Source organism: Paracoccus sp. IB05, assembly GCF_016405985.1.
Taxonomy (GTDB): Bacteria; Pseudomonadota; Alphaproteobacteria; order Rhodobacterales; family Rhodobacteraceae; genus Pseudogemmobacter.
Map to the genome: position 1 here is coordinate 107,854 of NZ_JAEFCF010000005.1, position 25,299 is coordinate 133,152.

Genomic DNA, 25,299 nt, shown 5'->3' on the forward strand with positions numbered 1-25,299 from the left:
GGCGGGCCGCGGGATGATATCCTTGCGGCCCGCTTCAGTCTGTCCCGCCCTCAGGCTTTCTGAGAAAAATCACCGAAGCCGTCGATCTCGAAAGCCCTTTCCGCATCCGGCTGCAAGGCGCTGCGGTCAAAGCGGAAAAGCGAGATGTCATGCGCTGTTTCGCCCCTTTGCAAAAGGTCGGTGAGGGTACGCCCGATCACCGAGGCGAATTTGAACGCATGGGTCGCGCCCACGGTGCAGACCACATCGGGATGGCCGGGCACCCGGTCCAGCACGAAATCGACATCCGGCGTATGGGTCAGCAGGCAGGTCCTGGTGTAAAGCACCGGGCCGTGGCCGCGCGGGATATGTCTGGCGACAAAATCGCTGACCTCTTTTTCATTTTTCGCATCAGGCTCGAAGCTGCGATTGTCGGGATCAACCGGCGCAAAGCGATCTTTGGCGACCTTGACCCCCTCGGCACCATAGACCGGGAAGCCATAAAAATTGTCGAGGATCATCCAGATCCAGACCGGGAAACGGTCAGGGCGAAACTCGTCGAGATGCGGGCTGTTGAAATAGGTCACCTGTTCATGGGTGACCCGGAGCGGCAGCCGGAACCCGAAATGTGCCAGCAGCGTATTGGTCCAGGGACCGGCGGCAATCACCAGTTTCTGCGCCTCGAATTCCCGCCCGCCCGCAGTGACGCGGTATCCGCCATTGATCTGGCGGATCCCGCTGACCGGCATATTGTCGAGCAGCGTCGCCCCGTTCCGCCGCGCCATCCGGCGATGCGCCTCATTGGCCTTTATCGCGCCGACGAGACCGCCATCCGGCTGATAGATGCCATGGACCTCGTCGGGCAGGCGGAATTGCGGAAAGCGTCGGGCGAGTTCCACCGGATCAAGCCGCTCAAACCCGACGCCACAGGCCGCCATTGCGCGATTGTAATCCTCTTCGCGCAGCGTGGTGGAGTCCGGCCAGAAGTTCAGCTCACCGGTTTTGACCACGACCTGCTCGCCGGCATCCTCCTCCATTTCTGCCCAGGTTTTGTATGCGGCCTGGGCAAAGCGGACATATGGCTCATTGTGATAGGTCAGGCGGATGATGCGGGAATGGTCCTGGGATTCACCGCGCTCATGGCCGAGCGCGAATTGCTCGATCCCGAGAACCTCGCTGCCCTGTTCGCGCGAAAGCCAATAGGCCGCTGCGCTGCCAAGACCGCCGAGGCCGATGACAATGGTGGTGAAGCTGTTTTTGAACGATGTCATGCAGCGCCTCATGTTTCACATGATGGCACATTAATTCGGTATGCGGAAAATTCAATCAAAGGCTTGCCGGATCTGGAGATGAAAAGCCAGATAGCCCGTCGACCGCGCAGCATGAGGCGGCTGCCGCCGACAGGGCGGTCATGTGGTCATGTGGTCAGAGGGCGGGGGCACGGGCACGGGCGGGCAGGGCGCGGCCTGCGCCGCGCCGGACCACGCCTATTTCGCGGTGCTTTTGCGCGACGCTGCAATATCGGCTGAGACTGCGGTCTCACTGCCGAAACCCAGAGCCTCTTCGATGTCATGCCCGGTGCGGATCACCGCGGCGATAAAGCGATCAACATTGTTCTGGCGCACGCGGTCTTCGGGCCCGGCCACACCGATCGCACCCAGCACGCGACCCGAGGGGCTCTTGATCGCGGTCGCAAAGCCCAGGACCCCCTCGCGCCATTCACCGGAGGTCATCGAATAGCCCTTTTCGCGGATCTCGTGCAGCTGCGCCCGCAGGGCATCGGTGGTGGCCACGGTCTGTGGCGTGAAATGCTGGATGGTTTTGCCGACAGCCTGAACAACCTCATCGGGCATCCAGGCCAGCATCGCCTTGCCAGTGGCCGAGCAATAGGCGGGCGCGCGGTCCCCGATCGAGACATAGGTGCGCACCGCATGAACCCCGTCGACCTTGTCGATATAAAGCGCCTGGTTATTGTCGAAGATCGACAGATGCACCGTCTCTTCGGTCTCGGCGGCGAAGCTGCGCAGAAAGGGCACCGCGATGCCGCGAAGGTCGAGTTGCGAGAAAACACGCTGCCCCAGCTCCCATAGCCGGAGCGTCAGTTCATAATTGCGCGAATCGTCGGGACGGCGCACGTAACCGCATGCCTCCAGCGTGCCGAGCAGGCGGTGGGCATTGCTTTTGCTGATGCCACACTGGCTGGCGATCTCGGTCAGCGAGCGCGATCCGTTGCCCGCAACCAGGTTCTCCAGCACCTTCAATCCTTTGACGACCGTAGTCTCCATCTGAGTCTCACATCAATCGATTCACTATTTGGAACTATTCTCTATAAGGGAGAGAACGGCATTCCAACATATGAAATCAAGAGAGAATTATGATGCTGTCAGAGCGGCCTGTCACAGGAGGGTTCTTTTTCCGAGGCTTTTCAGCACCACACATGCGGCGTTGAAGCCCGGCACCCCCGTCACCGCGCCGCCCGGATGGGCAGAGGCGCCACAAAGGAAAAGCCCCCGCACCGGCGACCGGTAATCCGCGAAATGGCGGGCAGGGCGGCGGAAGAAGATCTGCGAAAGGCTCAGATCCGAGTGATGCGGATTGCCGCCGGGCAGGCCGAAGATGCGCTCAAAATCCGCCGCAAGGGTCACCTCGCAATGTGCCGCCTCGCCGGTGAAGTCCGGCGCGAAATCTCGGATTGCCGCGATGGTGTTGCGCCGGACCAGTTCTTTGGTCTGCGCGTCATGCGGCATGACATCGGGGGCCGGAACATGGCCGCCATAGATCGACAGCAGATGCATCCCGGCAGGGGCAAGCGAGGGGTCCAGCAGCGTCGGTGTCTGTACCGTCAGGAAGGGGCGTTCCGCCACCCGGCCCGCGCGCATATCCGACCAGGCTTTGGCGAGATAGCCGAGGCTGGGCGCGATGGTGATCTGCAACGGGCTGTCGCTGTCGGCACCGGCCGCCTGCAGGCCCGGAAAGCGCGGCAGATCGTTCAGGGCCAGATGCACTTTGAACGAGGTGGATTGTGAGCGAAGCCCCCTGATATCGGCGAGGAATTCCGGCGGAAGATCCTGCGCGGGAACAAGGTCGAGGAAGGTGTGCTGCGCCGAGGCATTGGCGATCACCGTATCGGCCCGGATCTCGGTTCCGTCCGTCAGGACAACACCGCAGGCGCGCCCGCCGCGGGTCAGAACCCGGGCGACCCCGGCACCGGTCCTTGTTTCCAGCCCGTGGCGTGCGCCCGAGGCCGCAAGCGCGCGCGTCACCGCCCCCATGCCGCCCTTCACAAGCCCGGTGCCGCCCGCTGCGGTGCCATTGTCACGCAGCACCCCGCGCAACAGAAAATAAGCAGTGCCCGGGCTGTAGAGCTCGACGCTGAGCCCGGACCCTGCGGCAGGGTAATAGCCCAGCATTACCTTGACCGCGTCGGATTCGAACCAGCGGTCGAGGTAATCGCCCGCACTCATCGTCAGCAGATCCACCACTTCGTGGAACGGCCCGACCATGCCGCGATTGCGCCAGGCAAAGCCGGCGATATCCCGGAGGTTGCGCGGCTTCAGCGAAGAAGGGTCAAAAGGGATCTCCCAGAGCAATTGCCGGAAGACCGGCCCCAGCCGCGCCAGATGCGCGTTGAAACGGGGATAGGCCGCGGCATCTTTTGCCGAGAACCGCGCGATTTCAGCGCAGAGCTTTGCGGGGTCTTTCCACAAAACCACCGGATCTCCATCGCCAAAGATCTGCACGGTGGGCGGCGGCGTCAGCACCTCATAGCCGTATTTCTGCAATTCGAGATCAAGGATGATCTTCGGCTGCAGCAGGCCCAGCATATGGGCCGCCGTATTCACCCCGTAACCGGGCCAGAGTTCTTCGGTGACACAGGCGCCGCCGATGATATTCCGCCGCTCCAGCGCGCAGACTTTCAGCCCGGCCTTCGCAAGATAGGCCCCGCAGACGAGGCCGTTATGGCCGGCGCCGATGATCAGGGCGTCGTAATTACCGGCCATGTTCGTCGCATGGGGCTTGGCTGGGCACATGTTCAGGGGCTCCGGGCTGAAACTTCATTTGGCACCGGCATTCAGCGCCTTTTCGACTATGGCCGGTGGCCATCCGCGCCTGGTCATCCGTGCCATGTCGGTCGAAGAAACGCGGGCTCGTGCCGTGAGGTCAGTGGCGCTGATCCGGCGATGGGCTGAGCCAGATTTCTGGCTGACCGGGATGATGCCCTGACCCTCTGCAGCTTCGCCGGTGCGGCGGATTGCGTGGGATACGCCAATGGTCGCGCCACCGCCGGGGGCGATGGTGGTCTCGGCTTTGAAACATGCCATCCCATGGCGCATGACAGGACCCTTTGGCTGCCGGAAAGGCCGCCTTGTGCTGCATCGGATCCGGGGCCGGACATGTCGATTTTCTCGGCAATGTTCCTAATACCGGAATTGCTGTTCGCATGTTGACACTGCGGAGTTCGAAATGCTAGAGCTATTTTGACCGGATCCTTCCGGGGTCTGTCTGAAAACCGGTCCGGCCAGGGCGGTCGCGGGCAGGTCAGAGCAACCTGGCGGATGGCAAGATGACTTCAGACCCGCTGCTGCGCCCCCTTCAGCTGAAACCTCTGTTTCCCTGGGGCCGTTTTCCGATGACGGTCCTGCAGGGCGCTGTGCGATGATGATCCGGCGAATCCGCACGCCTGAGCGCCGCCGGCACACAGAAGACAAGCTGCCATGCCAAGGCGCCGCCACCTGTTATGCAGCAGCGATGCGGCCGTTTCATCAGGGCCTTCATTTCACCGAAAACGTCTGACAGCGGGCGCCCGCGCCCGGACACCGACCGAAAGGACAAGACATGAGCGACGCGACGCGCCGGAACCGGCCCCAGGGGTTCTCCACCCGCGCCATCCATCTGGGCTATGATCCGGCCTCGGCACATGGTGCGCTGACGCCGCCGATCTATATGACCTCGACCTTCGCGTTTGAAACTGCCGAAGCCGGGTCAGAGATGTTCCGTGGCGAGCGGGCCGGCTATATCTATGGCCGCACCAAAAACCCCGGCCAGACCATCCTCGAAGAGCGCATGGCGAGCCTTGAGGGCGGTGAGGCAGGCATGACCACCGCTTCGGGCATGGCGGCGCTCTCGGCCACGATGATGACGCTGCTGAGCGCGGGCGATGAGGTGGCGATCGACCATACGATCTACGGCAACAGCTATGCCTATTTCACCCAGGCCCTGCCCCGCTTCGGCATCGGGGTGAAGGTGGTTGATTTCACCGATACCGGGGCACTGCGCGACGCCATTTCGGAACGCACCAGGGTGCTGTTTTTCGAGACCCCGGCCAATCCAAACCTGCGGGTTATAGATATCGCCGCAGTGGCGGCAGTTGGCCATGCGGTCGGCGCGCGCGTCGTCGTCGACAATACTTTCGCCACGCCGATCCTGCAGCGCCCGCTGAGCCTTGGCGCCGATATCGTGATGCATTCGGCGACGAAATATCTGGGCGGTCACGGCGATATGCTGGGCGGTGTGGTGATCGGTCCGGCCGATGTGATGGGCCAGATCCGCTCGACCGGTCTGCGCTGGATCACCGGCGCAACGCTTTCGCCGTTCAACTGCTTCCTGATGATGCGGGGCCTCAAGACGCTGGAAATCCGGATGGAGCGGCATTGTTCTTCTGCATTTGCGGTGGCGCAGATGCTGCAGGGCCATAGCCGGATTTCCCGGGTATCCTATCCGGGCCTGCCGGATTTCCCGCAATATGATCTCGCAAAGCGGCAGATGGCGATGTCGGGCGGGCTGCTCTCGTTCGAGCTTGATGGCGGTATCGCGAATGGTATGGCTTTTATGAACAATCTGAAGCTGATCACCCGCGCGGTGAGCCTTGGGGATGCCGAGACGCTGGTGCAGCATCCGGCAAGCATGACCCATGCCATTGTCAGCCCGGAAGACAGGGCGAAGAACGGCATCACCGACGGGCTTTTGCGGCTTTCGGTCGGGCTGGAAAACCCCGATGACATTCTTGAAGATGTCGAACAGGCGCTGAACGCGCTCTGATACGAAAGGGCCGCCCGGTGGGGCGGCTCTTTTGCTTTCGACCGCGACCGGAGGGGGCGGGTCAGCCGATGCGCAATCCGGTCAGCCCGGCCGCATCTGCCTCGGGAAAGGCGCCTTCTTTGCCACCCGGGCGCGAGAAGCTGACCGAACGCAGTGCCGGTGCATGGTCAGGTTCTCCGGGCATCAGCCGGATCCAGCCGCCGCGCAGGAGGGCATGCGTTTCGCCGTCGCGTCTTGCTCCGATCTTTTCCAGCGACCCGAGTGTCAGGACGGGGTCGCGGGCGACAAGGCTCACCCCGGGCATTCCCGTGACGCCATTGGCATGGCGCGTCGCCTGTTGCGGCACGCGGAACGCACGGCCTTCGGTATCTTCCAGAACGATGGGCATCGCGGGATCACCGGCACCGATCCCCGTCAGGATCAGCCGCACGCCCCAGGGGCTGCCATCTTCCAGCCGGCGGGCATGGCTTACCGGGCCGCTGAAGGGCAGATCTGCGGCCTCAGCCGCCCGGATGACCCGGGTCAGACCGGTGGTGACAAGGGCATAATCAACCCAGCCTTCGCCCTGCGAAAGGAAGGGGGCAAAGCGGTGGTTCTGCCTTGTTCCGGCGGCGCGCAAGGTCAGGATCTCGATATAAGTGCCATCCTCGAAGCAGATCAGCTTTTGTGCGGTGGCGGCAGTGTCGCGCCCCTCATCGGGCCGGGTGGTGATGGTGAAACCGGCCTGTGTAAACCGGGCACAGGTTTCGTCGAGCCGCGAGGCGTCCGGCACCAGCCAGATCACATGATCATGGGCAAGGGTCATCTGATCTCCTGTAAGGAACGTTCGGGGATTTGGCTGTTTCGCGCCCTCAGGCAGAGGCGCGCGGGCGCGAGGCGGCAAAGCGGGCGAAACGGCCGGGGCTGAAGGCGGCAGGATCGACCACCGGCGCGGCGCCGGTCAGCAGATCGGCGGCAAGGCGGCCCGCACCGGGGCCAAGGCCGAACCCATGGCCGGACAGCCCGGTGGCGAGGAACAGGCCCGGAATTTGCGATGCGGCCCCGATCACCGGCATCGCATCAGGTGAGACATCGATATAGCCCCCCCAGGACCCGGCAGGCCGGGTGGCAGCAAAGACCGGCCAGGCCTGTGACAGGCACTGACGCGCCTCGCGCAGCACTTTCTCGTTTGGCGCCGGAGCCGCGATGCGGCATCGCTCGAAAGGCGTGATCTCATCGGCATTCCAGCGCCGGGGCAGGCGGGCTTCCTCGACAAAATGCCAGCCAAGCCGCAGGCGCAGTGTCTTCAGCCCGGTGGCAATCATCGGGCGGAAATCGCCGAGCAGACGGAAGCTGTCCGGCGTCAGATCGAAGATCGTCGCATCGGCCTGTGAGACGACATAGCCGCCATCGAGCCGCTTGCGCCAGCCAAAGCGGCGACCGGCGACCGAGACCTCGGGAGCGCCTGCAAGCGGTGTGGTAATCCCGACCGAGCCCATGACACTGAGCATCGGCAGATCGATGCCACAATTGCCGAGAAAGCGGCGCGACCAGATGCCTCCGGCCAGCAACACGGCTGCGCAGGCAATGCGGCCTTTCTCGGTGATGACGGCGGAAACCGCGCCGGCACTGGTCTCGATGCTGCGCACCGCGCAATCGGTCATAATTCTGGCACCGAGTCCCTGTGCCGCCAGCGCAATGGCAGGGGCGGCGCGGCCTGGCTCGGCGCAGCCATCCGTTTCGGTCCAGACGGCGCCCGAAGGGGGCACCGCGGCGCCGGGGATCTTCTGTGCGATTTCGCGCGCCGAGAGCATGCGGCTGCCGATCCCGAAGGCTTCGACCGATTTCAGCCAGGACTGATAAAGCGCCTCATCGCCGGGGTTTCGCCCGGTCAGATAGGCGATGCCGGTGGTGCGGAAACCGGTATCGAGGCTGCCAAACACCTCCGGGTCGCGCCAGTCCTGCATTGACTGGCGCATCAGCGGGATTTCGGCGGGGTGGCGCAGGGTGAACCGGCACCATCCCCAGTTGCGGCCCGATTGCTCGGCGCCGATCCGGCCCTTTTCGCAGATCACCACCGAAAATCCGCGCCGCGCCAGATGCCAGGCGGCACTGACCCCGGCGATGCCGCCGCCGATGATGACGACATCGGCGGCGGAAGGCAGGTCATGCCCGGACCTGACAGGTCGCAGCCCGAGCACCGGATCAGGGTCTGTCTCGTGTCGCAAACCGGGCTCCTTTGTCGCCGGTCTCAGCCCGCAGCGCGGCGCGGGGCCGAGCGCAACGCCGCAAGCAGCGCAGGCACATCTGCCGCGATGACGCTTTCGCCCGCGTCGATCATGCGGTCGATCCGGTCATAAAGCGCGCGGTAATACATCTGTCGTTGCAGGCGCGGCAGGTCCTGGGTTGCTTCCGAAATGGCGTCATGCATCGCATCAGGCCAGCGGGCGTGATAAGCATCGCGCACCGGTCCGAAATCGAACTCTTTCAGCGGATCGCGGCTTGCGCGCTTCCCGGCGCGCAGCGCTTCGGTTGCGGCTGCATCAAGGCTGCCATCCGCCGCCGCGACCACGCCGTAAAGCGCTTCGGCCGTCCGGGGTGAGACATAGCCGTCCAGCACATCCTCGATCACCGCCTGGGCGGGACGCGACAGCGGATCGCCGTAACCGCCGCCGCCCTGGGTTCCGATGCGCAGGATATCTCCGACATCCATTTCAAGGATATCGATCTTCCCGATATCCTTCTCGCCCTTGCTTCCCGGGTTGAGCAGCGTGTAGCCGGTGGTGCCGGGCGTGCCGCCCTGGCGCCCGGCGGGCGGGAAAATATAGCGCTCCATATTCCGTGAAGTGATGGTCGTGTAAGGCGCAAAGGTCTGGAACTCGATGATCGAGCCGGTGCCGCCACGATAGCGACCGGCACCGCCGGAATCCTCGCGCAACCCGTAATGGCGGATCAGGATCTCGGGCATCTCGCGTTCCAGAAGCTCGGTCGGCACGTTTTTCAGGAAGTTCAGGATCACCATGGTCCCGTCCACCCCGTCATCGACCGGGCGCCCCCCCGACCCACCGACGATGGGCTGGATGACGCTGACCTTGGTGGCGCCGGTTTCCATATCGGGAAGCGCGACCAGCAGGATCGAGCCCTGACCGCTGTCGGTTGCGGGCAACTGGTCGGGCACCGCTTTTGCCAGCGCCCCGATGATCACATCACAGACCTTATGCGAGGTCGAATAGCGCGCACCATAGGCCGCGCCCGCCTCCGGGTTGATCAGGGTGCCTTTGGGGATATGCACCTTCATCGGCCGCACAAGGCCCGCATTATAGGCGATCGAGGGTTCGCGGGTGCAAAGCCAGTTCACCACCCCGGTGATCAGCATCCAGTGCCCGTCTTTCGAGAAGCTGGGCAGGTTCAGCGCCGCCCTGACCTGGGGCGCGGTGCCGCTGAAATCCATGTGGAATTCGCCGCCCTTCACCGTCAGCGCCAGATTAACCCTGAGCATCCCCTGGCCGACCATATCGGCCTCGATGAAATCCGAGAAGCGATAGGTGCCTTCGGGCACTGTGGCGATCACGCGCCGGGCCTGGGTTTCGGCATAGTCGAGCACCTTGTCGATGCCGTTTGAAACGGTTTCGACCCCGAAGCGCCCGATCAGATCACCGACACGGCGTTCGGCGGTGCTGAGTGCTGCGATACAGGCTTTCATATCGCCCCAGTTCTGATCGCCGGTGCGGGTATTGACGAGGAAGGTTTTCAGGAACATCTCGTCCAGAACCCCCTCGCGGAAGAGCTTTTGCGGCGGGATGCGGATGCCTTCCTGCATCAGTTCGGTGCTCGACGGCGCGATGGACCCCGAGACACGGCCCCCCACATCCGACATATGGACGAAGGTCCAGGCGAAGCACAAAAGCCTGCCCTCATGGAAGATCGGCTTCCAGAGATAGACATCGTTCAGATGGGTGCACATGCCCCCGGTGGCCTCGGGGTCATTGGTCATGAAGATATCGCCTTCGCGGATATCTTCCCTCATGGCGCGGATCGCGTCATCCATCGGCATGCCGACCATCATCAGCACGCCATAGCGGCGCGAGGCGGCAAAGACCTCGCCTTTCGGGCTGACAAGAACCGCACCGTAATCCTGGGTCTCTTTGATGAATACGGTATGCGCCGTGCGGAACAGCGCCTGGGCCATCTCATCCACGATGGCCTGAAAACGGTTGCCGAGAATTTCGAGACCGATCTTGTCGTCCATCATTTCAACAGCTCTCCGATCAGATTGTGCCATGCGTCCACGGTGACGCGGAAGCCTTCGGGGATATAGACGGTGGTGTCATATTGCTCGATCACGGCGGGGCCGAAGAACTCGGTGCCCGGCGTCAGAGTCGAGCGCTGACAGATCTTTGCGGTGACTTCTTTGCCATGTTCATAGACCCGCCGCTCGGAGACCGGCTTATCGCTGATGGTGGCAAAGGGGCGGAAATTCGTGAAGTCGGGCTTGCCGGTGACGCCAACGATCTGCACCCGCGCCTCCAGAACGCGGATCGGATTGGCGCGGTCGGCGAAACCGTAAAGCTGCTCATAGCGGTCATGGAACCAGCGCTCGAGGCCCGCCACCGAGAGCGGCTCGTCCGGGAAGACGACATTCAGCTCAAAGGACTGGCCGTTATAGCAGATATCGGCCGACTGGATCAGATAGGTGCGGGTCACCTCGACCCCCTGGGCGCTGAGCCAGCCCTCGGCCTCACGGCGCAGCCCCTCATAGGTGCGCGTCAGCAGCTCATCGGTCAGCTCCGAGCTTTCCAGCCAGAGGCTGCGGACGAAATCGGCGCGCAGATCGGCCACAAGGCAGCCAAGCGCGCAAAGCGTGCCGGGTGTCGGCGGCACAATCGTGCGGCGCATGTTCAGCTCGCGGGCCAGCATGAAGACATGGGTCGGACCTGCGGCACCATAAGCGAGCAGCGAGAAATCAGCGGCGTCGATGCCGCGGCGCGCCAGCTGCGGCACCAGTTCGGCATAGATATTCGCGGTGGCAACCTGGAGGATCGCATCGGCGGTCTGTTCAGGTGTCAGCCCGAGCCGGTCACCAAGCGTCGCAAGCGCCGTGCGGGCCTTGTCGATATCAAGCTTCATCTCGCCGCCGAGAATGCCGTCCGGCGACATGATCCCAAGCGCGGCATAGGCATCTGTCACTGTGGGCTCTGTGCCGCCGCGACTGTAGCAGGCGGGCCCTGGCCGGGCGCCTGCGCTGCGCGGGCCAACCTTGAGCACCCCCTCGGCGTCAAGCCAGGCGACCGAGCCACCGCCCGCGCCGATGGCCGAAACGTCCACCGCCGGCAAAAGCACCGGGAAATCGCCGACGGTGTTTTCGTTGGAATAGGGCACTTCGCCGTCAATCACCGCCATATCGACACTGGTCCCGCCCATATCGAGCGTGATCAGCTTGTCGTCACCGATCACCTGACCGATGAATCCTGCGCCGATAACGCCCGAGGCGGGGCCGGACAGCAGCGTCTCGACCGGGCGCTCACCGGCGGCTTCAAGCCCCATCACGCCGCCATTCGACTTGGTGGAGAAGACCCTTGTGGTCATGCCCGCCGCCGCCGCCTTGACCTGGAGCGTGTCGAAGTAGTTCCGCATCCGCTCGCCGATATAGCCGTTGATCACCGAGACGAGGCAGCGCTCATACTCGCGCTGTTGCGGCCAGAGCTCAGACGAGGTGATGACGTAGAGTTCAGGGAAGGCCTCGTGGATCCAGGCCTTCGCCTGAGCTTCATGTGCATCATGGCGGTAGGAATGCAGAAAACAGACGGCGATGCTTTTGACGCCCTCGTCCAGCAATTGCCGCGCCGCCGCGATCACCTCGTCGCGTTGCAGGGCGATCAGCACCTCGCCGTCATGGGCCAGGCGCTCTTCAACTTCGACCACGCGGCGGCGGGGCACCAGCGCACGGGGGCGGGGCACGAACAGGTCATTGGCCTTGCTCAGCCGCAAGCGGCGCATCTCGAGGATGTCGCGAAAGCCCCTGGTGGTGATGAGCCCGACATCGGCACCATCCCGTTCCAGCAGCGTGTTCACGCCGAGCGTTGTGCCATGCGAGAAATAGACGATATCCTTTGCCCCGATGCCGAAACGTTCGGCAAGCTGGGACAGGCCAAGGATGATCGAATCCTCGGGGTTCTGGCGGTTGGATGGCACCTTGAGGGTGATCATCTGGCCGGATTCTTCATCCATCATCAGCATATCGGTGAAGGTGCCACCAATATCGACGCCCAGCCTGTAGCGGGAAGAAGCCTTGCTCATGGGGAGAATGCGCCTCCGTTGCGACGCCCGCCCAGGGGCGCAGAGTTCCGACAAAACCCGCCGATCCGGCCAGCAGCGCGGCGGGCGATTAAGGCCTGTGCAAAGCGGGCGATTCGCCGTCAATGCAGGTATTTGTTTCACATAATGCGACTTGTTTATATTATTTGTAATATATGCGGCGCGCAAGTCTGTTCTCGCCCGGGGCCGAAATAGGCCTGCACTCCGGGTGTGGTAATGTTTAAATTAATGTTTTTGTTTTCTTTCTTTTGCCAGAAACAGGATAATTTTCTGTCTCGGGAGCGGCTTTTACTCTACGCTCCGCGCATCGCCATTCCGGGTTGGACCGGTCATCGGCTCGCTGCGCGCAGATCCTGTCACGTCATGGGATCAGGACGACGGCTTTTCCGGACCGGCGCTCTGCTGACGGCGGCCACCATCGTCGGCGGTCATCCCGGCATGGTGTCAGGCAGGTCAGGCGCCGCCGACAGGACCTGACGCGCGACGAGACCTGCTGGTCTCCACCCGATCCGGAGCAGGTCATGCATCATCGGCCTTCGGGCCATGCGCGCATCGGACCGGACCGTGATCGCGAGACCATAAGTCATGCAGAGATCGGCCAGTATGCAGACATCGACTGCCGCATGATCACATGCGGCAAGATGCCCCCTGCATTTCTGGCCGCGAGGATGCTTTTTTCGGTTATCGTGACGACAAGACTGCAATCGGTGTTATCCTTTGGCGGCGGTTTCGCTGCCGCGACCACAGAACCAGCTGCTTCCCCGGGAGGGCATGCCAGATGTTCGGACTGACCGCACTTGAACTGGCCCGTATCCAGTTCGGGTTCACCATTTCCTTCCATATCATCTTTCCGGCCATCACCATCGGCCTCGCCAGCTATCTGGCGGTGCTGGAAGGGTTGTGGCTGTGGAAGAAGACCGCCGTTTACCGCGATCTTTACCATTTCTGGTCAAAGATCTTCGCGGTGAACTTCGCCATGGGCGTCGTCTCGGGTCTGGTGATGGCCTATCAGTTCGGCACGAACTGGAGCTACTTTTCGTCTTTCGCCGGGTCAATCACCGGGCCTTTGCTGGCCTATGAGGTGCTGACCGCCTTCTTCCTTGAGGCGGGGTTTCTGGGGGTCATGCTGTTTGGCTGGCACCGGGTCGGGCCGGGGCTGCATTTCTTTGCCACCGTCATGGTGGCAATCGGCACGCTGATTTCGGCCACCTGGATTCTGGCGTCGAACAGCTGGATGCAGACGCCGCAGGGATTCGAGATCGTGAATGGCGTGGTGGTGCCGGTCAACTGGTTCGAGGTGATCTTCAACCCCTCCTTCCCCTATCGGCTGGCTCATATGGTGACGGCGGCTTTCCTTGCCACCGCGCTGTTTGTCGGCGCAAGCGGAGCCTGGCATCTGCTCAGGGGCAATGACAATCCGCGCGTGCGCAAGATGCTGTCGATGGCGATGTGGATGCTGCTGATCGTAGCCCCCCTGCAGGCGGTGATCGGCGACCAGCACGGGCTGAACACGCTGAAACACCAGCCTGCGAAAATCGCCGCGATGGAGGGGCATTGGGAGAACGAACCTGGCAAAGGTGTGCCGCTGATCCTTTTCGCCTGGCCTGATCAGGCGGCCGAAAAGAACCATTTCGAGATCGCGATCCCCAATCTTTCCAGCCTGATCCTGACCCATAGCCTTGACGGACAATTCCCCGGGCTGAAGGAGTTCGCCCCCGAAGATCGCCCGCCGGTCGCCGTGGTGTTCTGGACCTTCCGCATCATGGTCGGCCTTGGGATGCTGATGATCACGCTTGGCCTCTGGGCTGCCTGGCGGCGCTGGCGTGGCACGCTTTACGAGGGGCGCTGGTTCCAGCGTTTCGCGCTTTTGATGGGGCCGACCGGGCTGATCGCCATTCTGGCGGGCTGGTACACCACCGAAATCGGCCGCCAGCCCTGGGTGATCTATGGCGTGATGCGCACCAGTGACGCGGTCTCGGACCATTCGGCGCTGACGATGAGCGTGACGCTGGTGATCTTCATCGTGGCCTATTTCCTCGTCTTTGGCTTTGGCACCAGCTATATGCTGAAACTTGTCGGCAAAGGGCCGGAGGCGGGCGAAGACGACCCCGCAACCGACAATGACCATCCCGGCCAGAGCCCGGCGCGGCCGCTCTCTGCCGCCCCCGATCTCAGCAAGGAGCACTGACCCATGGGCATCGATCTTCCCATCGTCTGGGCCTGTATCATCGGTTTTGGTCTGATGATGTATGTCATCATGGACGGGTTCGATCTGGGCATCGGCATCCTGTTTCCGTTCATCAGGGGGCGCGATGACCGCGATGTCATGGTCAATACCGTCGCGCCCGTCTGGGATGGCAATGAGACCTGGCTGGTCCTTGGGGGCGCCGGGCTGATGGCGGCCTTCCCGCTGGCCTATGCGATCATTCTGACCGCGCTCTATATCCCGCTGGCGCTGATGCTTCTGGGGCTGATCTGGCGGGGCGTTGCGTTCGAATTCCGCTTCAAGGCGGACGAGCATCACAAGCCGTTCTGGGATAAGGCTTTCATGCTCGGCTCGGTCACGGCAACCTTTTTCCAGGGCGTGTCGCTGGGCGCTTTCCTGAACGGCTTTCAGATGGAGGGCACGCGCTATACCGGCAGCGCGATGGACTGGGTCTCGCCTTTTGCAATCTTCACCGGGCTTGGCCTGCTGGTCGCCTATGCGCTTTTGGGGGCGACCTGGCTGATCGTGAAAACCGAAGGGCCGCTGCATGACCGTCTGGTCCACCTCGCGCGGCCTTTGATGCTGGTGCTGCTGGCGGTCATCGTGGTCGTCAGCCTCTGGACACCGCTTGCGCATCAGGCGGTGGCAGAGCGCTGGTTCAGCCTGCCGAACCTCTTCTTCTTCGCGCCGGTGCCGCTGCTGGTGGCGCTGACCGCCTTCCTGCTCTTGCGCTCATTGCGGACAGGGGATCCGGGGCTATCGCCCTTCATCCTGACGCTGTTTCTTTTGTTCCTCGGCTATACCGGCCTTGGGATCAGCATGTTCCCCTATGTCATCCCGCCCGCGATCACCCTGCGCGAGGCCGCCGCGCCGCCGGAAAGCATGGGATTCGCGCTGGTCGGCGCGCTGCTGATCATCCCGGTGATCCTCGCCTATACCGCCTGGGCCTATTACGTCTTTCGCGGCAAGGTGCGGGTGGGGGATGGGTATCACTGATGAAACGCATGGTGATCGAGCGGCAGTCTGACGCGCCCGCATCTCTGGCCAGGCGGCTCGGCTGGCTGGTGGCGATCTGGCTCGCCAGCGTCCTGGCCCTTGGCCTTGTCGCTTACGGATTTCGTTTTGTGATGAAGGCCGTGGGGCTGAGCCTCTGAGGGTGGCAAACACAAAGGCCCCGGAGTGCCGGGGCCTTTGAGCGAGGTCATGAGGTCAGGCTGGCTTTCACCCGCCGACGCGCGGCGTGGAGCAGGGGTTCAGTATAGCCTGACGGCTGCGACCTCCCCTCCAGGATCAGGGCCCGGGCGGTAAGGAAAGCGGTGCCGTCATAACCCGGGGCCATCGGGCGGTAGGCCGGATCATCCGCGTTCTGGCGGTCAACGCGCAGCGCCATACGCTGCAGGCTTTCGTCGATCGCCGCCCCGGAAACCAGACCATGCAGCATCCAGTTCGCCAGAAACTGCGCTGAGATCCGCAAAGTGGCGCGGTCTTCCATCAGCCCGACATCGTCGATATCGGGCACTTTGGAACAGCCGATCCCCTGATCGACCCAGCGAACCACATAGCCAAGGATCGACTGGCAATTCAGATCGACCTCGCGCGCGATCTCTGCCGGCGTAAGAGGGCAGTCTGCCATCAGCGGCGGGGTCATCAGCGCCTCAAGGCTGGCGCGGGGGCGCGCGGCCAGCTCTGCCTGGCGCGCGGCCACATCGACCCGGTGGTAATGCGTCGCATGCAGCACCGCCGCAACCGGCGAAGGCACCCAGGCCGTGCTGGCCCCGGCCTGCGGATGGCCGATCTTGGCGGCAAGCATCTCTGCCATGTCATCGGGCTTCGCCCACATGCCTTTGCCGATCTGGCCACGCCCGTCGAGCCCGGTCGCAAGCCCCGCATCGACATTGCCGTCCTCATAGGCCGAAAGCCAGGCGGCGTCGCGGATCTGCGCCTTGGGCAGCACCGGCCCGGCCTGCATCAGCGTGTGGATCTCGTCACCCGTGCGGTCAAGGAAGCCGGTATTGATGAAGACCAGCCGGTCTTTCAGCGCCCGCATCGCCTCGCGCAGATTGGCCGAAGTGCGGCGCTCTTCATCCATCAGGCCCAGCTTCACGGTGCCGGGCGCAAGGCCGAGGATCTCTTCCACCCGCCCGTAGCAACGATTGGCGAAAGCGGCCTCTTCAGCGCCATGCATCTTGGGTTTGACCACATAGACCGAACCGCTGCGTGAATTGCGCAGCCCGCCGGTCTTTTGCAGATCATGCAGCGCGGCGGTCACGGTCACCATCGCATCCATCAGCCCTTCGGGCGTCTCTTCGCCATCCAGCAAGACCGCATCCGTGGTCATCAGATGGCCGACATTGCGGCAAAGCAGCAGCGCGCGCCCCGGCAGGGTAAAGGCCTTCCCATCAGGCCCGGTGAAGGCGCGGTCTGCCGCCAGATGCCGGGTAACGTCGCGCCCCGCTTTCGTGAATGTCTCCTGAAGATCGCCCTTCATCAGCCCGAGCCAATTGGCATAGGCCGCGACCTTGTCATCTGCGTCGACGCAGGCGACGGAATCTTCGCAATCCTGGATCGCGGTCAGCGCCGCCTCCAGCACCACATCGCGCAAGCCCGAGGGGCTGGCCGCGCCGACCGGGTGGGTCCGGTCGAACACCAGCTCGATATGCAACCCGTTATGGCGGAAGAGCAGCGAGTCGCCTGCCGCGCCCTTTCCGGCCCAGGCGGCGGGATCGGCGAGTGGCGTTTCGCCGGTTTCCAGCGCGGCCAGCACCCTGCCATCTGCGACCCGCCAGCCTTTGACATCGGCATGGCGGCCCTGTGCCAGCGGCAGCGCCTGATCAAGGAAATCCGCCGCCCAGGCCACTGCCTGCGCCCCCCGCGCGCTGTCAAAGCCCGTGCCGGTGGCGGCACCCGGCAGCGCATCCGTGCCATAAAGCGCGTCGTAAAGGCTGCCCCAACGCGCATTGGCCGCGTTCAGGGCAAAGCGGGCATTCATCACCGGAACCACCAGCTGCGGCGCGGCGATCTCGCTGATCTCGGGGTCGCAGGGCGCGGTTTCGATGGTGAAAGCATCGCCTTCCGGCAGGAGATAGCCGATCTCGCGCAGGAACCCCATCCAGGCGGATTGATCCCAGGCCTGTCCGGCCGCGCGCCGGGCCTGAAGCCAGGCGTCGATCTGCCGCTGAAGTTCCTCGCGCCTTGCCAGAAGCCTGCGGTTTTCGGGCATGAAATCGCGCAAAAGCCCGGCATAGCCCTGCCAGAAGGCTTCGGCCGCCAGCGGCAGGCCGGGCAAAAGGCGGGTCTCGACAAAATCGACCAGGGGCGTTGCGATCTGAAGCCCGGCGCGGGTGAAGGGAGCGGTCATCTCGATGTCTCCGGTACAAGAGAAGGTTGCGATCACCATGCCGCCAGGGGGGTATGCCCGCCATCTTTGGCTTGAAGTTTTCCACGATGTGGAAAATGATGCATGAAAATGGAAAGGATCGGGGATGGTTCAGGCAGTTGACCGCGCGCTTTTCCTGCTGGAACTTTTGTCAAAAGCATCCGGCGGGCTGCGCCTTTCCGATCTCGCGCGCGAGGCAGGACTGGCCGCGTCAACCACGCACCGCCTGCTGACCACACTGGAAGAGCGCGACTTCGTGCGGCTGGAACCCCAGGGCCAGCACTGGCTGATCGGGCAGCGCGCTTTCACCACCGGGCTGGCCTTCACCCGCTGGCAAAGCTTTATCGCCGCCGCCGGCCCCTATCTGCGCCGGTTGCGTGACCTGACCCGCGAAACTGCCAATCTGGGCATCCTGGCCGAGGGCGAGGTGATCACCGTGGCCCAGGTCGAAAGCCGCGAGATCATCCGCGCCATCGCGCCGCCCGGGGGGCGCACGCCGGTGATGAATTCCGGCATGGGCAAGGCGATTGTCGCCACCTGGCCCGACCCGGCCATCGAAGCCCTGATCGCCAGCCACGGGCTGCGCCCGATGACCAGCCACAGCCTGCGCAGCGCGACCGAAGTCATGGATGAGATCCGCCGCATCCGTCGTGTCGGCTTCGCGCTGGACAATGAGGAATTCACCCCCGGGCTGCGCTGTATCGCCGCCGTGGTCTGGTCTCCGCTGGGCGAGCCTCTGGGCGCGATCTCGGTCTCCGCACTGGCGCAACGGATGGCCAGCCGCGAAACTGTGCGGATCGGGCTGCAGGTGCTCGCGGTTGCGCGTGAGATGACGGCAGCGCTTGGAGGTGTCGCGGGCGCGGGGGCCTATGGGCCAGAGGCGGGGTCACCAGAGGCGGGGACACAGGCGGATGGCGCCGCCGCCTCCTGAGCCTTTACCCGTTTGCCGCGTCAGCTGCGGTCAGCGCCAGTGCCAGGGCCGGCGGCTTTGGCCCGCCGGTCGCCCAGTCGAGCAGTTCCACCGTATGGACCACCGGAACCCTGGTGCCAGCGCCGATCTGCATCATGCAGCCGATATTGCCGGCGCTGATGATATCGGGCCGGATCGCCTCCAGATGGCCGACCTTCATGGCCTGCAGCTGGCCGGAAATCTCGGGCTGCATCAGGTTATAGGTGCCCGCCGAGCCGCAGCAGATATGGCTGTCTTTCGGCTCCAGCACCGTGAACCCTGCCGCCCGCAAAAGATCTTTCGGCGCATTGCGGATCTGTTGGCCATGTTGCAGGGAACAGGCGGCATGATAGCCGACGCGCAGTGGCGCGGCATGGCCGGCTGAGGCAAGGCCCAGATCCGCCATCACCTCGGTGATGTCGCGGGCCAGCGCCGCCACCCGCGCGGCGTCCTGCGCAAGCGGGGTCTCTGCGAACATATGGCCGTAATCCCTGACCGTGGTGCCGCAGCCAGAGGTGTTGATCACCACCGCATCCAGCCCCTCACCGTCCAGCTCGCGGATCAGGGCGCGGATATTGGCCGCGGCCAGGGCATGGCTTTGCGTCTCACGGCCCATGTGATGGGGCAGCGCGCCGCAGCAGCCGATCCCTTTCGGGATCACCACCTCACAGCCATGGCGGCGCAACAGCCGGATCGTCGCCGCATTGATCGCCGGGTTCAGCGCCTTTTGCGCGCAGCCGGTCAGCAGCGCCACCCGTTTGCGGCGCGGCCCCTCGGGGGCGTGGCATTGCGGGTCATCGTCGCGGGCCGGCCCGGCAATCCGCTTCGGCGCCATCTCAAGCATCGCCCGCAACCGCGCATCCGGCATCAGACGGCGGAAGGGGCGGGCGATCTTCGCCGCCAGAAGTGCAAGCCGAAAGCGGCCCGGATAGGGCAGCACCCTGGCCAGAACACCCCGCAGCAGGCGGTCTGACAGCGGGCGGCGATAGGTCTTTTCGATATAGGCGCGGGCATGATCGACCAGATGCATGTAATGCACCCCCGACGGGCAGGTCGTCATGCAGGACAGGCAGGACAGGCAGCGGTCGATATGGCGCACCACCGTCGCATCCGGCTTACGCTCGTTTTCCAGCATATCCTTGATCAGGTAGATCCGTCCGCGCGGGCTGTCGAGTTCATCGCCCAGCACCTTATAGGTCGGGCAGGTCGCGGTGCAGAAACCGCAATGGACGCAGGAGCGCAGGATTTCATTGGCGCGGGCGGTGCCGGGATCCTGCAACTGTTCGGCGGAAAATTCAGTCTGCATCTGCCGCCCCCATGGACCCGCCCATCAGGCCCTGATTGAAAATGCCCGCCGGATCAAAGACCTGGCGCAGCCCTGCCGAGAGACGCCCGAGGCCCTCCGCCTCGGCCGGAAAGCGCGCGGTGCTAAGGCCTGCGCGCCGGATCAGCCTGGCGGAGGGCGCAAGGCTGCGGATCAGCGCAGGATCCGCCGCGCCCTGATACCAGATCAGCCCGCCGCTCCAGTCGGTCAGCACCTCGCCGCCAAGCTCCGCGAGCCGCTGCGCAAGCGCCGCGCCATCCCGTGCCCGGACCTGCAACCGCCACAGCGGCAGGGTCTGGTCCGCAAACATTTCCAGATCGCGAAAGCCGCGCCAGAGGGTGCGGCTGGCTTCGCCCTCCAGTTCCTCGACCTCACAGCCGAGCAGACGCAGCAGTTTTGCCCGGCGCGAGGCGACCTGGGGGCCTGGCCCTTCAAGGCGCAGACAGACCCTGCCGCGATGAAAGACCGCAGCGGAAACCTCCCAGGGTGTTGCCAGCGCCTGCGCGATAAGGGCCTGCGCTGCTGTCGGGGTCAGCCCGGAGACCGCAAGGGTCAGGGAGACCGGCGCGCGCGGCAGGGTGCGGATCGCGACCTCGGTCAGAACCGCGAGCGTGCCATGTGATCCGGCCAGAAGGCGCGACAGATCCAGCCCGGTGACATTCTTCATCACCCGGCCGCCATTGCGCAAAATGCGCCCCCGGCCATCCACCATCCTGATCCCCAGGATATGGTCGCGGCAGGCCCCGGAGAGCAGACGGCGCGGCCCCGAAGAATTCACCGCCACCACACCGCCAATGGTTGGCCCTGCCGCCATGGTCCCCAGCACAAGGCGCAGATCGGGCGGCTCGAACGCAAGGCACTGATCCGATTGCGACAGCAGGGCCTCGATCTGGGCAAGCGGCGTTCCGGCCTGCGCGATCAGCGTCAGCTCGCCCGGCTGGTAGTCCACCACGCCGCTCAGGCCAGTGGTGGACAGGATTTCGCCGCCGATCTCGCCGGTTATGCCGGCACTGCCGCCGCCCTCGATCACCAGCGGCGAGGCCGTCTGATGCTGGTGGGCAATCAGCGCCGAAAGCTCCGTCTCGGAGCGGGGTATATGCCGGATCATGCTGCGCCGCCTTTTCCGGCCCGGAACGGGGCGCTGGCCTCTAACGGGTAGACCTTGGCCGGGTTCAGAAGCCAGTCCGGGTCAAAAAGGCTTTTGATTTCCATCTGGATCGCGAGATCCTCCGGACCGTATTGCGCGCCCATCAGATCGCGCTTTTCGATGCCGACGCCATGCTCTCCGGTCAGGCAGCCGCCGGCCTCGACGCAGGCGCGCAGGATATCGGCGCCGAAGGCCTCGGCCTTTTCCAGATCGCCGGGCTTATTGGCGTTGAAGAGGATCAGCGGATGCATATTGCCGTCCCCGGCATGGAAGACATTGGCCACTTCCAGCCCGTATTGCGCAGAGAGCTCGCCGATCCGTTTCAGTGTTGCCGGCAGTTTCGAGACCGGAACAGTGCCGTCAAGGCAGAGGTAATCCCCCAGCCGCCCCATGGCGCCAAAGGCTGATTTACGCCCTTTCCAGATCGCAACCGCCTCGGCCTCGCTGCGGCTTTCGCGGAACTCGACCGGGTTCAGCGCGCCCGCGATCTCGCGGATGGCGGCGATCTGATGGTCGATCTCTTCCGGCGCGCCTTCAACCTCGACGATCAGCACGGCGGGGCATTCGGGATAGCCCGCTCTGGCAAAAGCCTCGACCGCGCGCAGGCAGGACTCGTCCATATATTCGATCGCCACCGGCAGCACGCCCGAGCGGATGATCCGCGCCACACATTCCCCCGCCGTCACCGCATCACCGAACCCGATCAGCACCGGGCGCGCACCTTCGGGCCGGGGCAGGATGCGCAGGATCGCCTCGGTCACGATGCCAAGCTGCCCTTCCGAGCCGCAAAACAGCCCGAGCATATCCAGCCCCGCCGCGCCCGGTTCCGGCCCGCCGAATTCCACCACCTCGCCCGTGACCAGCACCACCTTCGCGGCCATCAGGTTATTGGTCGTCACCCCGTATTTCAGGCAATGCGCGCCACCGGAATTCATGCCGATATTGCCGGCAATGGTGCAGGCCAGCTGGGACGAGGGGTCCGGGGCGTAGAAAAACCCATGCGGCTCAAGTTCGGCCGAGACCGAAAGATTGGTCACGCCGCATTGCACCCGGATGAAACGGCTTTCCAGATCCAGCTCCAGCACGTCGCGCAGCCGCATCGTGCCGATCACCACACTGTCCGCCGTGGGCAAAGCCCCCCCGGCGAGCGAGGTGCCCGCCCCGCGCGGCACCACCTTGACGCCCATCCGGTGGCAGACCCGCATCGCGGCGGCGACCTCTTCGGTGCTGCGCGGCAGGACCACGGCCAGTGGCGCACAGCGGTAAGCGGTCAGAGCGTCACATTCATAGGCCCGCAATTCATCGGGCGCGGTGATCAGCCCATCCGCGGGCAGAACCGCCGCCAGCGCCTGATGAATGGCATCGCGACGGTCCAGGATATGCGGATCGGGCGCGGGCATCACGATTGTGCCTGACACGGGGCTGATCTCTCTTTTGGCTGGCCCTGCGCAGGGTATTTCTGCAGCAGGCACTTGCATCGGTTGGATTTTGGTAAAATAATTTTACCAATGCTGTCAACCGGCGTCATTCTTGCCCGGTCCGGCAGAGGCCGCGCGTTTCGTCCCCGGTAAAAAAGGCAGCACCATATGGCAGAGTTTGACATCAGGGGCGGGGCACCGGGGATCCAGCCAGAACGCGCCGCCGCAGCGGTTGCCCGTCTGATCGAGGCGATGATCCTGGAGGGCAGTCTGCGCCCGGGGGACGCGCTGCTGGCCGAGCGTGACCTTGCGGCGCGGCTGAACGTGTCCCGCCCGACCCTGCGCGACGGGCTGAAACTGCTGGAAGAAAAGGGCCTGCTGACCCCGGCGGGGCGCGGGTTGCAGATTGCTCCGCTCGGGATGCAGGCGATTGGCGATCCGTTGCTGGCGCTGCTGGCCGATCACGGCGAGCTGGCCGATGACTGCCTTGAATTCCGCGATATCGTGGAAAGTGAGGCGGCGGCGCTGGCGGCGAGGCGGGCCAGTGACACCGACCTGGCGCATATCCGCGATTGCCTGAGCCGGATCGACGCCGCGCATGATGCGGGCGATCCGGCGCTGGAGGCTGAGGTCGATGCCGCGCTGCATCTGGCCATCTATGAGGCGAGCCATAATCTGGTGCTTTTGCACATCATGCGCGCGCTCTCGGCCAGTCTGCGCAATGATGTGGTGCAAAACCGCAACCGGCTCTTCACGCGGCCCGACACCCGCGAGGCGCTGCGCGCGCAGCACCACCGGATCGGCGCGGCAATCCTTGCACGCGATCCGGCGGCGGCACAGGCAGCGGCGCATGATCACCTTGACTGGCTGCGCCACACCACGCGCGAGATCAGGGACGCCGAAGCGCGGCGGCAGGTGGCGGAACGCAGGCGTCAGGGGCCGGATCTGACCAATGGCAAAGGCGGGGCCACCTGACCGGCGGCGCCGCTTTCAGGACGCCCCCGGGTGGGCTCATGCCTGCGCCGTGGTGAGGGCGCGGGCGCGGGTTTTACGGGGGTCTCAGTCGAGCCAGGCGTAGGAGGGTGCGAAGATCTCGGAAACCGGCGGATGGTTCAGCGTCCGCAGCGGGTATTTCGCGATCAGCCCGTCAAATTGGGCCTGCGCGCGGCGGCCCCATTCCGCAAGATCGACGCCGGGAAGCTGGCGGTCATGCATCACCAGCCTGCCATTGATCACCGAACTGCGGAAATCGCGCCCGGTGCCCGACAGGATCATGGTCTGGATCGGGTCTATGACCTGGCCAATCGCAAAATCCGACAGATCGAACAGCGTCATATCGGCCTTTGCCCCAACGGCAAGGCGCCCCAGATCCGGCCGGCCCAGAGCCTCGGCTGCCTGAATGGTGGCGGCGTCGTAAAGATCGGCGGCGCTGGCTGCGGTCACCGAATGATCCGCCACCCGGCACAGGCTGACGCCAAGGCGCATATTCTCGACCATATCCGGCGGGAAGGTATCGGTGCCAAGGCCGATCCGGACACCCGCCTTACGCAGCCTGCCAAAGCTTTCCATCGATCCGCCATAGCGAGACAATACCAGCGGGCAATGGATCAGTGTCGATCCGCTGTCGCGCAGCAGGCCGACATCATCGCCTTTGCGATCCACCTGGCTGTGCCCGGTGATATAGACACCATGCGGCAGCAGGGCGCGCTCATTCAGGAAATCGAGCGCGTTCAGCCATTCCAGCGGTGTCATGTCGTAGCGGTCGACCACCGCATTGAACTCGCTCAGCGACTGGCAGCAATGCAGCCGGATCGGTACATTGAGATCGGCCGAGACATCCCGGCTGCGCCGGATCAGGGTCTCGGTGCAGTTCTCGATCCGGTCGGGGGCCAGCATCCCCCGGATCAGCCCGCCTGCCTTGCCGTCGAAATCGCGGATGAACCGCTCGGCATCGGCAAGACCGTTCAGCCCGCGCTCCTCATCCCAATGGGTGTAGAAACTGCCATCGGGCCGGACCACTTCGACGCCGGTCATATAGCAGGGGCCAAGATAGGCGCGGATCCCCAGCTCGATGGCGCTGGCGGCGGAACTGGCAAATTCCGCATAGGTTTCCGCCCATTTGCGGTAGAACATCGAGGTGATCGGCAGCGCCGTGGTGATGCCATTGCGGATCAGCTGGGCGAAAGCATACTTCATTTTGAAGGTCTGCTCTTCTTCGCTGTACATCTCGATCGGGCCGGATTTCAGATAATCCTCGGGCCAGGTCCGCCCCTTGGCCCAGTCGGGCTGGTTGTCGAAGGCCAGCACCGTCGTATCAAGATCGCCAAGCGCGTTCAGGTCGATGAAGCCAGGCCCGAGGACCGCATTGCCGCCGTCGATCTCGATATCGACCTGACCCTCGAACGCTTTGCCGACATAGAGGATCGTGTCGCCCCGGAACACCACTTCGCCATTCAGCAAGGTCCGGTGAGAGCGGCCATCCCAGGCGATGACATAGCGGGCGCGGATACGGGTGGTGGTCGACATGGCTGGTCCTTGGGCTTCGATTTCAGGAAGGGGCAGTGCGG

19 protein-coding genes are annotated in these 25,299 nt (G+C 64.1%); 6 read left to right on the forward strand and 13 right to left on the reverse strand.

What is annotated here, in order from left to right:
• Positions 1–50: 50 nt before the first annotated feature.
• The 4 genes from solA to JC607_RS05110 form a co-directional block, all read right to left on the reverse strand.
• Positions 51–1,250, reverse strand: a complete 1,200-nt coding sequence (gene solA, locus JC607_RS05095; RefSeq protein ID WP_198835872.1) for an N-methyl-L-tryptophan oxidase — start codon at positions 1,248–1,250, stop codon at positions 51–53.
• Positions 1,251–1,466: 216 nt separating this feature from the next.
• Entirely contained in the window at positions 1,467–2,264 is a 798-nt protein-coding gene (locus JC607_RS05100) for an IclR family transcriptional regulator (protein ID WP_198835873.1), read from the reverse strand.
• Between the two features lie 111 nt (positions 2,265–2,375).
• Positions 2,376–4,010 carry an NAD(P)/FAD-dependent oxidoreductase gene (locus tag JC607_RS05105; RefSeq protein ID WP_233092671.1) on the reverse strand — a complete coding sequence of 545 codons (1,635 nt, stop codon included), beginning with the start codon at positions 4,008–4,010 and terminating at the stop codon, positions 2,376–2,378.
• A 24-nt stretch (positions 4,011–4,034) separates the two neighbouring features.
• A complete protein-coding gene (locus JC607_RS05110) occupies positions 4,035–4,301 on the reverse strand; it encodes a hypothetical protein (protein WP_198835874.1) in 267 nt (88 codons plus the stop codon).
• A gap of 514 nt (positions 4,302–4,815) precedes the next feature.
• On the opposite strand from JC607_RS05110, the gene megL reads away from it, so the two are divergent.
• Positions 4,816–6,018 (forward strand): methionine gamma-lyase, encoded by a 1,203-nt coding sequence (megL, locus tag JC607_RS05115; protein WP_198835875.1) that lies wholly within the window; start codon positions 4,816–4,818, stop codon positions 6,016–6,018.
• A 61-nt stretch (positions 6,019–6,079) separates the two neighbouring features.
• On the opposite strand, the gene JC607_RS05120 is transcribed toward megL, so the two are convergent.
• The 4 genes from JC607_RS05120 to JC607_RS05135 are packed head-to-tail and all read right to left on the reverse strand — an operon-like array spanning position 6,080 to position 12,294.
• Positions 6,080–6,823, reverse strand: coding sequence for a VOC family protein (locus JC607_RS05120; RefSeq protein WP_198835876.1), 744 nt, complete (start codon positions 6,821–6,823; stop codon positions 6,080–6,082).
• 46 nt (positions 6,824–6,869) lie between these two features.
• A complete protein-coding gene (locus tag JC607_RS05125; protein ID WP_233092673.1) occupies positions 6,870–8,225 on the reverse strand; it encodes an FAD-binding oxidoreductase in 1,356 nt (451 codons plus the stop codon).
• A gap of 23 nt (positions 8,226–8,248) precedes the next feature.
• Positions 8,249–10,249 carry a hydantoinase B/oxoprolinase family protein gene (locus tag JC607_RS05130; protein ID WP_198835877.1) on the reverse strand — a complete coding sequence of 667 codons (2,001 nt, stop codon included), beginning with the start codon at positions 10,247–10,249 and terminating at the stop codon, positions 8,249–8,251.
• Positions 10,246–12,294 carry a hydantoinase/oxoprolinase family protein gene (locus JC607_RS05135; protein WP_198835878.1) on the reverse strand — a complete coding sequence of 683 codons (2,049 nt, stop codon included), beginning with the start codon at positions 12,292–12,294 and terminating at the stop codon, positions 10,246–10,248. The genes JC607_RS05130 and JC607_RS05135 overlap by 4 nt, the downstream gene beginning before the upstream one ends.
• Positions 12,295–13,090: 796 nt before the next feature.
• Here JC607_RS05135 and JC607_RS05140 point away from each other — a divergent pair.
• From JC607_RS05140 to JC607_RS05150, 3 genes are read left to right on the forward strand one after another with little or no spacing between them, the layout of a single operon-like run.
• Positions 13,091–14,500: a cytochrome ubiquinol oxidase subunit I gene (locus tag JC607_RS05140; protein ID WP_198835879.1), complete on the forward strand. Its 1,410-nt coding sequence runs from the start codon at positions 13,091–13,093 to the stop codon at positions 14,498–14,500.
• 3 nt (positions 14,501–14,503) lie between these two features.
• Entirely contained in the window at positions 14,504–15,514 is a 1,011-nt protein-coding gene (gene cydB / locus JC607_RS05145; protein WP_198835880.1) for a cytochrome d ubiquinol oxidase subunit II, read from the forward strand.
• Positions 15,514–15,672, forward strand: coding sequence for a DUF2474 domain-containing protein (locus tag JC607_RS05150; RefSeq protein ID WP_198835881.1), 159 nt, complete (start codon positions 15,514–15,516; stop codon positions 15,670–15,672). The genes cydB and JC607_RS05150 overlap by 1 nt, the downstream gene beginning before the upstream one ends.
• A 47-nt stretch (positions 15,673–15,719) precedes the next feature.
• Here the strand turns inward: JC607_RS05150 and JC607_RS05155 are convergent, their stop codons facing one another.
• Positions 15,720–17,876, reverse strand: a complete 2,157-nt coding sequence (locus JC607_RS05155) for a malate synthase G (RefSeq protein ID WP_198835882.1) — start codon at positions 17,874–17,876, stop codon at positions 15,720–15,722.
• A gap of 124 nt (positions 17,877–18,000) precedes the next feature.
• Here JC607_RS05155 and JC607_RS05160 point away from each other — a divergent pair, with 124 nt between their 5' ends.
• Positions 18,001–18,825, forward strand: coding sequence for an IclR family transcriptional regulator (locus JC607_RS05160; RefSeq protein ID WP_198835883.1), 825 nt, complete (start codon positions 18,001–18,003; stop codon positions 18,823–18,825).
• A 4-nt stretch (positions 18,826–18,829) separates the two neighbouring features.
• On the opposite strand, the gene glcF is transcribed toward JC607_RS05160, so the two are convergent.
• Genes glcF through JC607_RS05175 form a run of 3 tightly spaced genes read right to left on the reverse strand, consistent with a single transcriptional unit; the run spans position 18,830 to position 22,720 of the window.
• Complete coding sequence (gene glcF, locus JC607_RS05165) at positions 18,830–20,149, reverse strand: glycolate oxidase subunit GlcF (protein WP_198835884.1); 1,320 nt, start codon at positions 20,147–20,149, stop codon at positions 18,830–18,832.
• Positions 20,139–21,275 (reverse strand): FAD-binding protein, encoded by a 1,137-nt coding sequence (locus JC607_RS05170; protein WP_198835885.1) that lies wholly within the window; start codon positions 21,273–21,275, stop codon positions 20,139–20,141. The genes glcF and JC607_RS05170 overlap by 11 nt, the downstream gene beginning before the upstream one ends.
• Complete coding sequence (locus tag JC607_RS05175) at positions 21,272–22,720, reverse strand: FAD-linked oxidase C-terminal domain-containing protein (RefSeq protein WP_198835936.1); 1,449 nt, start codon at positions 22,718–22,720, stop codon at positions 21,272–21,274. The genes JC607_RS05170 and JC607_RS05175 overlap by 4 nt, the downstream gene beginning before the upstream one ends.
• Before the next feature lie 180 nt (positions 22,721–22,900).
• On the opposite strand from JC607_RS05175, the gene JC607_RS05180 reads away from it, so the two are divergent.
• A complete protein-coding gene (locus JC607_RS05180) occupies positions 22,901–23,707 on the forward strand; it encodes an FCD domain-containing protein (protein WP_198835886.1) in 807 nt (268 codons plus the stop codon).
• An 84-nt stretch (positions 23,708–23,791) separates the two neighbouring features.
• On the opposite strand, the gene JC607_RS05185 is transcribed toward JC607_RS05180, so the two are convergent.
• Positions 23,792–25,258, reverse strand: a complete 1,467-nt coding sequence (locus tag JC607_RS05185) for an amidohydrolase family protein (protein WP_198835887.1) — start codon at positions 25,256–25,258, stop codon at positions 23,792–23,794.
• Positions 25,259–25,299 lie beyond the last annotated feature (41 nt).